Annotated in this window: 13 protein-coding genes; 11 read left to right on the top strand and 2 right to left on the bottom strand. The window is 62.9% G+C overall.

Translation table 11 applies throughout. The annotated features are described in order from the left end of the window. Both IH971_09680 and IH971_09675 read right to left on the bottom strand, forming a co-directional pair. Positions 1-1,551: ATP-dependent helicase (locus IH971_09680; protein ID MCH7498108.1), on the bottom strand; the 1,551-nt coding region annotated here is incomplete at its 3' end. 47 nt (positions 1,552-1,598) lie between these two features. Further along, complete coding sequence (locus IH971_09675) at positions 1,599-3,092, bottom strand: DUF92 domain-containing protein (GenBank protein MCH7498107.1); 1,494 nt, start codon at positions 3,090-3,092, stop codon at positions 1,599-1,601. A 116-nt stretch (positions 3,093-3,208) separates the two neighbouring features. Between IH971_09675 and IH971_09670 the strand changes: the two genes are divergently transcribed. The 11 genes from IH971_09670 to IH971_09620 form a co-directional block, all read left to right on the top strand. Further along, complete coding sequence (locus tag IH971_09670; protein MCH7498106.1) at positions 3,209-3,733, top strand: RNA polymerase sigma factor; 525 nt, start codon at positions 3,209-3,211, stop codon at positions 3,731-3,733. Beyond that, complete coding sequence (locus tag IH971_09665; GenBank protein MCH7498105.1) at positions 3,726-4,097, top strand: hypothetical protein; 372 nt, start codon at positions 3,726-3,728, stop codon at positions 4,095-4,097. Before IH971_09670 ends, IH971_09665 begins: the two co-directional genes overlap by 8 nt. A gap of 3 nt (positions 4,098-4,100) precedes the next feature. Continuing rightward, the gene (locus IH971_09660) at positions 4,101-4,721 is read left to right on the top strand and encodes a hypothetical protein (protein ID MCH7498104.1); all 621 of its coding nucleotides are present in this window, start codon (positions 4,101-4,103) and stop codon (positions 4,719-4,721) included. A 370-nt stretch (positions 4,722-5,091) separates the two neighbouring features. Next, positions 5,092-5,466 (top strand): dihydroneopterin aldolase, encoded by a 375-nt coding sequence (gene folB, locus IH971_09655; protein MCH7498103.1) that lies wholly within the window; start codon positions 5,092-5,094, stop codon positions 5,464-5,466. Continuing rightward, positions 5,459-5,971: a 2-amino-4-hydroxy-6-hydroxymethyldihydropteridine diphosphokinase gene (folK, locus tag IH971_09650; protein ID MCH7498102.1), complete on the top strand. Its 513-nt coding sequence runs from the start codon at positions 5,459-5,461 to the stop codon at positions 5,969-5,971. Before folB ends, folK begins: the two co-directional genes overlap by 8 nt. Next, positions 5,971-6,612 (top strand): deoxynucleoside kinase, encoded by a 642-nt coding sequence (locus IH971_09645; GenBank protein MCH7498101.1) that lies wholly within the window; start codon positions 5,971-5,973, stop codon positions 6,610-6,612. Before folK ends, IH971_09645 begins: the two co-directional genes overlap by 1 nt. 9 nt (positions 6,613-6,621) lie before the next feature. After that, positions 6,622-6,804: a hypothetical protein gene (locus IH971_09640; GenBank protein MCH7498100.1), complete on the top strand. Its 183-nt coding sequence runs from the start codon at positions 6,622-6,624 to the stop codon at positions 6,802-6,804. Between the two features lie 3 nt (positions 6,805-6,807). After that, positions 6,808-7,857 (top strand): zinc-binding dehydrogenase, encoded by a 1,050-nt coding sequence (locus IH971_09635; protein ID MCH7498099.1) that lies wholly within the window; start codon positions 6,808-6,810, stop codon positions 7,855-7,857. Between the two features lie 15 nt (positions 7,858-7,872). Beyond that, positions 7,873-8,265 carry a (2Fe-2S) ferredoxin domain-containing protein gene (locus IH971_09630; GenBank protein ID MCH7498098.1) on the top strand — a complete coding sequence of 131 codons (393 nt, stop codon included), beginning with the start codon at positions 7,873-7,875 and terminating at the stop codon, positions 8,263-8,265. After that, positions 8,262-8,873: a hypothetical protein gene (locus IH971_09625; GenBank protein MCH7498097.1), complete on the top strand. Its 612-nt coding sequence runs from the start codon at positions 8,262-8,264 to the stop codon at positions 8,871-8,873. Before IH971_09630 ends, IH971_09625 begins: the two co-directional genes overlap by 4 nt. Positions 8,874-9,098: 225 nt before the next feature. Beyond that, a partial coding sequence (locus IH971_09620) for an AAA family ATPase (GenBank protein ID MCH7498096.1) occupies positions 9,099-9,297 on the top strand: 199 nt, incomplete at its 3' end.

Raw genomic sequence — 9,297 nt, 5'->3', positions numbered from 1 at the left:
GATGGCCAGGCTATCTTCCCGGAAGCCGGCGCTGAGGTGCTGCCGGTACAGGCGGCTGGCCACCAGGATGCGCCTCACCATCGTACCGGCGTTCTCCGTTGCATTATCCTTCATGAGATCCCGAATGCGGGCAACCAGCGGAGCGGCTTTATCCCAGGCCACAAAGGGTACTTCTGCAGCGCGAGTGGGCGGTTCCTCGTCGCCAAATACATTGGCTTCAACGTCCTCCAGCCGCCAGCTCACGCGTGCGCCCTCGTTTTGTAGCAGTCGGTAGAGGCCCGCCGGTGCGTCCGGCGTCCGTGCCACCACCTGGCACCAGGCCAGAGCGGTCCGGATGGCCGGCAGGCGGAAGAAGTCGACGCTGTTCACCTGACTCGCTACATCGTGCTGGGCCAGCCGGGCGACAATTTCAGCCGCCTGACTGTTCGTGCGCACCAGGACGGCGAGCTCATCGGGGCGGCGCTCCCCCCTGCTCACCAGACGATGGATCTCGGCGGCTACGTAGTCGGCCTGTGCACGTGTTGAGCCCACTGCCAGCACCGGGGCGGCCACGACCCTGGCGCGCGGTGTGGTTCTTGATGCCGTGAGGCGCTTGTCGTGCCGGCGCGTGTTATGACTGATCACGGCATTGGCCAGGTCCAGGATGGACTGGGTGGATCGGAAGTTCTCAGCGAGGATAATCTCGGCATAGTCGGGTTGGTCCCGATAGCGCTGTCTGAAATCGCGCAGGTTGTAACTGCCGGCGCCCCGGAAGCGGTAAATGCTTTGGTCGTCGTCTCCAACCACTGTGACGCTATGATGCCGTTCGGCCAGCCGCGCCACAATCGTGTTCAGGGCAAAATTGTTGTCCTGAAACTCGTCCACGACGATGGTGGCGTAGCGCTCCTGAAGAACACCCAAAACTTCCGGCCGCGAGGCAACCAGCCGCCAGCATTCATAGATCATATCGCCGTAGTCCACAAGCCCGGCCGCGGCCTTCCAGCGCTGGTACAGGGGGAAGACGGCGCAGTGATCCAGCAGCTGCCGGTGCGCCTCCAGCTCGTCATCTTCCTCCCCATTATCTGGCCATTGGATGTCACCTTGCAGCAGCTGCGGAAACTGATCGGGGATGATAAGTTCCTCCCGCAGGCGGTCAAAAAAGCGCTGAAAGGCCCGGATGGCGCGACCTGGTTCGCGTCGAAACACCACCGATTGCAGGTCGGTGAGGGCTGGGAAGTGCTCCCGCAGAATGAACAGGGCGTCGCCCACGGTCATCAACTGACGGGTCCGGAAGTCGGGGTTGAACTCCAGCACCGCCTGGTAACAGAAGGCGTGGAAGGTTGTGGCGGTGAGGCCCGCCTGTCCGGTCAAAACTCGTATCCGGTTGCGCAGCTCATCCGCTGCCTTGTCGGTGAAGGTCAGTGCCAGGATTTTTTCCGGCGGCACGTCCCGGTGCTCGATTAGGTAGGCGATTCGCCGGGTCAGCATGGCCGTCTTGCCGGTGCCGGCCCCAGCAATGACCATCAACGGGGCCAAGGGGTGCTGGACGGCTTCCAGCTGCCGGGGTGTCAAAGCCGGCAGCGCGGATGCCCCTCGTCTGTATCCGGACTTTCCGGCCATCAGGCGAGCACCCAGAGGAGGCCCAGCACCGCGCCGCTGGCCGTGCAGGCCAGGTTGACCGCATCATTGTCCAGCCACCGCCAGCCGCTGTGCACCGCGGCGTCCTCTCCGGCAGCGGCCAGTTCCTCCACCACCGCTCCGGTTCCAGGATTCAGGTAGCGCACCTGCAGCGTGGCGCCCAACAAGCTGTCCAGCAGTGCCGCCGTGAAGCCGATGAGCGTAAGGGCCACCCCATCGGCCACGGCGACGACGGCGGGTTGCAGGACGATGCCCACGGCCCCGAGCGTGCCGGCGCCAGCGAGACTACCGGCGGTGCCCGCGAGGGTCAAGCCGCCGGAGGCGCCCAGGTCCACGTACTGCCGGGTCACGATGTCCCGGGGCTGACCGCCCAGCCAACCGCCGATTTCCGTGGCCCAGGTATCCGCCGTGGCCGCCGCCAGAGCAGCGAGGAACAGCAGGTAGAGCGCCTCCACTTGCCATAGTCCGTACGCTAGAGCCAGCGCCAGGGGGACGCCGCCGTTGGCCGTCACCTGCACGAGATTGCGGCGGCCGGCATGGGGACGGGGGCTGGCGGGGACGGCGCTGTAGCGGAGGCGGGTGAGAGCGGAGCTCAGTCCGAAAAACGCCACCAGGGGCAGGACCCAGTCCCAGCCACCGGCGGCAAACACCAGCAAACCCAACGCCCAGGCGGTGAGAGCGCCGCTGAGGTCCAGAGCCCGCATGCGCGTGGCCAAAGCCAGCAGCAATGCCGATCCCCCCGCCCAAACGGCGACGGCCAGCCAGGCGTCGGATGGGAGCAGCCGCAGCAGCGCCACAAACAGGCCCACCGACAGGGGCACGCTAAGGTTGTCGGACCCGCGTTTGGATTGGGCTTCAGCCACGGTGGCCAGTGCGGCCCCCGGCAGGGCGGCCATCAGCAGCTGTGGCCATTCAAGGGCCGGCGCGCCAGCGAGCGGCACCAGCACCAGCAGGCCGGCCAGGACGAGCAGTGCGGAGGCCGCCAGCATGGTCATCGAACCCGCCAGCGTTTTGGGATCGTGCCACAGGGTAAACGTGGTCCTGCCATAGCGTTGGCCTATGACCGCCGCCAGAGGATCAGCAATAGCCAGCACCAGCAGGCCGACCATGAGCGCCACCGGGTCGCGATGCCAAAACAGGGCCACCAGCAGGGTGTAGGCCAGGGGATAGGCCACGGTGCCGTAGCTGTCCCGCCGGATGCCGTGGAGTGCCTGGAGCTGGCCCCGGCGCAAAGCCAGCAGGTTGATGGCCGCAAACAACACCCCTGTGAGCAGGGGAAAGAAGGGGCCCCGAAACAGGAAGGGCGTCAGCAGCATGACTGCGCCCACCGCTCCGTGCACCAGCTGGCGCGTGCTCCCCGCTCGCAGCTGGGTTTTTCGGGCCAACAATTCTGCCCAGGCCAGGAGCAAGAGGATTGAGCCCAGCAGGAGCACCCAGGTGAGGAACGGGGTGGCGAGGAGGGGCCAGAAGGGCATGAACAAAGGTAAAGCGGGATTGGCCGGGCTGTCAATGGAGTGCGCGAAAGGGGCTGCAGGTATCCTATTTTTGGTCTTAACCTTCACCCCCCGTCCGCGTCTTAAGGGTGCGATGCATGCAAGAGGACCGAGAGCTCATTGCCCAATTTCTGCGCGGCGACCAGCGCGCCTTCGACCAGCTGGTGCTGCGCCATCAGGAACGCGTGCGGCAATTCATGTACCGCGCCACCGGCAACGAGGAAGACACCCATGACCTGGCCCAGGAAGTATTCATCAAGGCGTACCACAACCTGCATCGGTTTCGCGGTGACAGCGAGCTCTCCACCTGGCTCTATCGCATCTCGTCCAATGCCCTCAATACCCACTTCCGCCGCCAGCGACTGCGTACCTGGCTTCCGCTGGGTGATGCGGCCGAACCGGTCACCCAGGGCTCGGACGAGGATAGGCAGGATCAACGGCGGCGGCTCCTGGCCCAGCTGCCCCGGCTATCGGCCCAGGAGCGCCAGGTGGTGATCTTGAGGGCCCTGCAGGAACTTTCCGTCGCAGAAACCGCGAGCATCGTGGGTACGTCGGAAAATGTGGTGAAGGTGGCCTACCACACGGCCAAGAACAAGCTGAAAGGACTCCTTTCCGGTGATTGATACTTCGCGGCAGCAGCCGGATTATTCCAGCGGCGAGGAGTTCCTGCGCACGCTCAGGGTGACCCTCAAGCGCCGCCACCGCAGGCGCGCCGTGCTGGGCTCGCTGGCCGCCTCAGTCGGCGCCGTGCTGCTCTTTACGATCTCGCTCACGGCCCTGCAGCAGCACTCCGATAACGCGCTGTGGGAAAGCTACCTGCTGGGCGACGTTGCACAGCCGGTGGCCGCTGAGGTACTGGACGAGGCCAGCTGGGAGCTTTACCTTGAGTCGCTACTTTTGGAGGACGATCTGGATCGGCTGCTGGACGGGATTGTGGGTCTCGATGCGGGAGAGGACTGGCTCCAAACTATTCAATTGAAGGGGTAGCTGATGAACGTGCATCCGCTGTTACGGATAAAGTTGCTCTGGCTAACCTGCCTGCTCATCGTGGCAGCGCCGTTGGCAGCTCAACTGGCGCCGGTTACCGGAGCGGGTTTTGGCGGTGGCCCATCCGCGCCAGGATTTGATCGGGGACGGCTCATGATGGACGGTACGGACCAGCGTCAGCGTTTACGCCGGCAGCGGAGACGGGGGGGCCGGTGGCAACCTGAGCGCCGGCGGGAGCGGCTCAACACGTTGAAAATGTGGAAAATGACGGAGTACCTGGAGCTCACCGAGTCGCAGGCCGAAAAGTTCTTCCCCCTGCACCGCGCTCACCAGCTGCAGGTGGAGGAGCTGAGCCAGCGCCGACGCCAACTGTATGAGGACCTGGAGGGCAAGATCCGGGAGGGCGTGATCGAGGCGCGGGATATCGACCGTTTTGTGGAGGCCAAGGCGGAGATCGAAAAATCGCGTTTTGATCTGCAGGCCTTGCACGTGAAGTCCATGGCCCGTGTCCTGAGCGACGGTCAGCGGGCAAAATTCGTTGTGTTTGACGACTATTTCATGCGCCAACTCAGGCGCGGAATCGAGGACGAATTCCCCCGGGGCGGGCCACACCCGGCGCCCTGACCCGAAGCCATCCCAGAGGGTGAGCTCCCCCGGCGCCTGCGCCGCGACCCCGGGACTGCTCCAGCGCCGCTGCGGGACTTTCCGGGCCGCTGCAAGTCCCCTGGAACCACCACCACCTGAACCCTGACAAAAAGGGGTGCCACCGAGGGCGTGAACAAGCCTTAAATTCACGTACCGCATGGCTCCAGCGCTCGACGGCGCAAGCAGGAACTCGCCTTCCGGGCTTCCCGGTTTGGGAGCAGCTATCCAGGCCGGGACCTGAGTGGGCGCTGCCCGGCTCCCATCGCTGGCTCCGGCAGCGCCTAGGCGTCAGCGGCTGGCTAGTTCCTTGCAGACGTCCACATATCCGGGATAAATTTTCCAAACTGGTATGGATTCGATTCGCCTATACAATATCAAGCTTTATGCCCACCACGGTGTCGCGCGCCAGGAACAGGAGCTCGGCCAGCGCTTTGAGCTTGATATCGAGCTGTTCGCCGATCTCACCGCCGCCGCTCGGCAGGACGACCTGGCCCAAACCCTGGACTACGACGCCGTCTACCACGCGGCCTGTAGCGCTTTCACTGCCCAGAGCTGCAAACTGCTGGAGCACGCCGCCTGGCAGGTGCTCGCCGCGCTGTTCGACCAGTTTCCCGCTGAGCGGATCACGGTGCGGGTGCGCAAGCCTGCCGTCCCCATCGACGGCATTCTGGATGGGGTCGAGGTAGAACTGTCGCGCAGCAGGGGGGAGTTGGCCGGTGGCTGAGCGCGCCGTGCTGGGGCTGGGCTCCAATGTAGGCCGGCGGGAGGCGCAGCTGCACGACGCGGTTGCGCGCCTGAAGCGGGTGGCGGGAATCCGCGTCAGCGCGGTGAGTGCCATCTATGAATCACCTCCGGTGGAAATCTCCATAAAGCAGGGGGATTTCCTGAATCAGGTGGTTGTGGTCATGACCGGGCTGGAAGCCCGGGAGCTGCTGTCGGCTTGCCAGGCAATTGAGGATTCGATGGGCCGACCCCGGCAGCATCCATGGGGAGCCCCCCGAACCATCGACATCGATCTCATCACCTGGGGCGATCGGGTCATGCAGGAACCCGCTCTGGTGCTGCCCCATCCCCGCTATACCCGGCGGGGGTTCGTGCTGCTGCCGCTGGCGGAAGTGCTGCCCGACTTTCGTGATCCCAGCACGGGGCAATCGGTCCGACAGTTGCTGGATAAGTGCCAAAATACGGCGGACGTCAGGATCTGGGGCGCGCTCACTGAGGCGCAGTAATGGGTAAGGTGTTCGTCATTGCCATTGAGGGGCCCATCGGGGTGGGCAAGACCAGCCTTGCCGAGCTGGTGGCGGAGCGTCTGGATGCGCGGCTGGTGTTGGAGGAGTTCGACGAGAATCCCTTTCTGAATGAATTCTATAAGAACCCTGAGCGGTACGCCTTTCAGACCCAGTTGTGGTTTCTGCTGTCCCGCTACCGACAGCAACAGGAGCTGCAGCAGCTGGACCTATTCGCACCCCTGCTGGTCACCGACTACATGTTCAAGAAAGACCGCCTGTTCGCCACCCTTACCCTCAGTGACAAGGAGCTGGCACTGTACGACAAAGTGGCCAGTCTGCTGGAACGCGATTTGGCCAACCCTGACATGATTGTCTATCTCCAGTCGGAGACGGACCGGCTCATGGCCAATATCCAGAAACGCAACCGGCCCTACGAACTCGGCATGGACTGGAAGTATCTGGACGCCTTGAATCAGCACTACAACGAGTTCTTCTTTCGCTACGACCAGGGCCCTGTGCTGATCATCAATGCCAATGATATCGACTTCGTGAACAAGCCTGGTGATTTCGAGGAGATCATCAACTTTATTCGTGAGCCCGTCAGTGGTACCCGGTTCTTTAATCCGGCAGGAAGCGAGTGAGCTGGGACGGTGCGGACGCTGCTTGTATTTCTGCTGCTGGCCGTGCTGGTGTGGCTGCTGCAACGCCTGGGCCGCACCCTGCGCTCATATGGACCGAAGCAAGATCCCAAAACCCCCACCCCACCTGAGGAGCAGAAGATTATCGATGCGGAGTTTGAAGACGTCTCCCAGGAAGACTCCGAGGAGGATTAACCCGTGCTGGCGGTGCGCATACATGAGCACGGCGGCCCGCACGTCCTGGCCCTCGACAGCCTTCCGCCCCCAGGACCCCCGGGGGAGGGCCAGGTGACGGTGGCCATGCGGGCAGCAGGGTTGAACCACCTGGACCTGTGGGTGCGCAACGGCTTGCCCGGGATGCGCCTGCCCCTGCCGCTGACCATGGGCAGCGATGGTGCCGGAACAGTCCTGGCCGTGGGCCAGCATGTGGCTGGCGTTGCGGTGGGCGATGACGTTGTCATCCAACCGGGCGTGTATTGCGGCAGCTGCCCGGCATGTCTGGCGGGCAGGGAGAATATGTGCGCCAAGTTCGGGATTCTGGGCGAGACCCAGGACGGCGTTCAGACCGAACTGGCCGTGGTCAGCGCAGCCAACGTGGGCCCAAAACCCGCCGCCCTCAGTTTCGAGGAGGCCGCCTCCGTGGTGCTGGTCTTCATGACCGCCTACCAGATGCTGGTCAGACGGGCTGACCTGCGGCCCGGAGAAACCGTGCTGGTGATCGGGGGCAGCTCTGGTGTGGGAGCCGCCGCCATCCAGATTGCAGCGCACCTGGGAGCCAGAATTATCGCCACGGCCGCAGCGGGGGCCAAAACCGATTTTGCCAGGGAGCAGGGCGCCCATGAGGTCGTCGATCATTATCAGGAGAACTGGTACCGGCAGGTGTTGGAGATCGCCGGTCCGGACAAGGTCAGCGTGGTCTGCGAGCACGTGGGCGCGGCCACCTGGGACCAGTCGGTTCGGACCATGGGGCTGGGTGCGCGGCTGGTGGTGTGTGGAGCAACGACCGGCAGCTCGGTGACCATCGACCTGCGGCATGTCTACCGCAAACAGCAAACATTCTTGGGCTCAACCATGGGCGATATGGCTACCTTTCAGGCGGTTCTACGGGGGTTTGAGGCGGGCGACTATCGCCCCATTGTGGATCGCGTCTTTCCGCTGGCAGAAATTGCGGCGGCGCACGGTTATCTCGAGGGCAGTCAGCAGCGCGGCAAAGTGGTGGTCTCCATAACGGCGGACGCAAACTCATGAAGGAGGGCTAGGCCAGTGGCCCGGTTTGAAAAGCACGTCTTTGTATGCGTGAATGAACGGCCGCCGGGCCACCCCCGGGGCTGTTGCTATGAGAAGGGTAGCACGGACATCAGGACCGCTTTCGTGAAGGGCCTTGCCCAGCGGGGCCTGAAGGGTGTCGTCCGGGCCAATAAATCGGGCTGCCTGGACGCCTGCGAAATGGGGCCTACCGTGGTCATTTATCCCCAGGGGGTCTGGTACCTGGGGGTGACACCCGATGACGTGGATGAGATCGTGGACACCTCGGTTATCGGTGACGGCATCGTGGAACGCCTGGTAGCTAAACCCGAGCACTGGGATCGGTTGCGCCAGATTAGAGCGCAGCGGGCTGGCCAGGCCGAAATCGCAACAGCCAAAGGAAATATATGACGACAGGACTTACGCGCAGCATCGTATCGGTGCTCTGTCTGGCGGTCCCCCTGCTGGCCCTGGCCCCGGATTCTGGCGACGAGAAAAAAAGGGTCCGCGACGCGGGCTTTGGCATCTCATTCTCCAGCGGGCAGTCGCTGTTCTATACCCGGGCCACTGACCCCTTCCGCAGCAACCACGCTTACTGGGCGGTGGGTTTTCACCAGGAAGAGAGTGGCATCGCCCTCAGCTTCTTTAATCCGTACACGGGCACCACTCAACGAAACGCCTCCCGGAAATATTATCTGGAGTTGAGCTCGGGCTGGCGCCACCTGTTGTTCCGGGAGAGCCTGGCAGGGGGATTTTTCCCGCATACCGTGCTGGAATTGGGAGCATCAGGATATTTGGCCCAGGAAGGCAGCCTGGGAAATCTGTTTGCTGAGGTCTCATTCAGATGGGCCCCCATTTTGCAGGCGGGTGTGGGGGCTTCGATTTACACGGGTACTGCTATTTACCGCATCGAAATGGGCTATCAGGCCACCGTGACTTCGTTCACCAATGATTTATTTCCCAAGTACGGGGGCGTCTATCTGAAGGTCGTCTATTCCAGTGGGCAGAAGCCGCGCTAGGGCCAACCCACAATGGTTGCATCGCGGCGGTAGTTGCCTGCCCTCCGGCGCCTCTGATTATGTGCCCGCCGGAACACAGAAATCGCTGCAAGTGAATCTTGGTTTGTCCTTAAGCCTTAGGACTTGGGCGCCAGTTATATAATGTATCACTTTAAGTATTGAGTTAGGCGATGATGCTGAACTCGGTTGGCGCTGGTCGTTGGGAGACCGTCCCGGCGTAACAGCATGTATATATCCAATCTCACCCTGCACGGCTTTAAATCCTTTGGGCAGCGTACGGCACTGAATTTTGGCGAAGGCATCACCGGGGTGGTGGGACCCAACGGCTGCGGCAAAACGAATATCGTGGATGCATTGCGGTGGGTATTAGGGGAGCAGAAGCAGAGCGTATTGCGCAGTTCCCGCATGGAGGAGGTCATCTTTC

This window comes from Candidatus Neomarinimicrobiota bacterium (genome assembly GCA_022560655.1).
GTDB lineage: Bacteria > Fidelibacterota > Marinisomatia > SCGC-AAA003-L08 > TS1B11 > JADFSS01.
Note: the sequence above shows the minus strand (reverse complement) of the source record. Positions and strands in the feature narration are given on the sequence as shown.

What these genes read in the sequence shown, in the direction of transcription:
- IH971_09675 (MCH7498107.1), bottom strand. Translation starts at nt 3,092, where the DNA reads ATGCCCTTCTGGCCCCTCCTCGCCACCCCGTTCCTCACCTGGGTGCTC.
- IH971_09670 (MCH7498106.1), top strand. Translation starts at nt 3,209, where the DNA reads ATGCAAGAGGACCGAGAGCTCATTGCCCAATTTCTGCGCGGCGACCAG.
- IH971_09660 (MCH7498104.1), top strand. Translation starts at nt 4,101, where the DNA reads ATGAACGTGCATCCGCTGTTACGGATAAAGTTGCTCTGGCTAACCTGC.
- folB (MCH7498103.1), top strand. Translation starts at nt 5,092, where the DNA reads ATGGATTCGATTCGCCTATACAATATCAAGCTTTATGCCCACCACGGT.
- IH971_09645 (MCH7498101.1), top strand. Translation starts at nt 5,971, where the DNA reads ATGGGTAAGGTGTTCGTCATTGCCATTGAGGGGCCCATCGGGGTGGGC.
- IH971_09625 (MCH7498097.1), top strand. Translation starts at nt 8,262, where the DNA reads ATGACGACAGGACTTACGCGCAGCATCGTATCGGTGCTCTGTCTGGCG.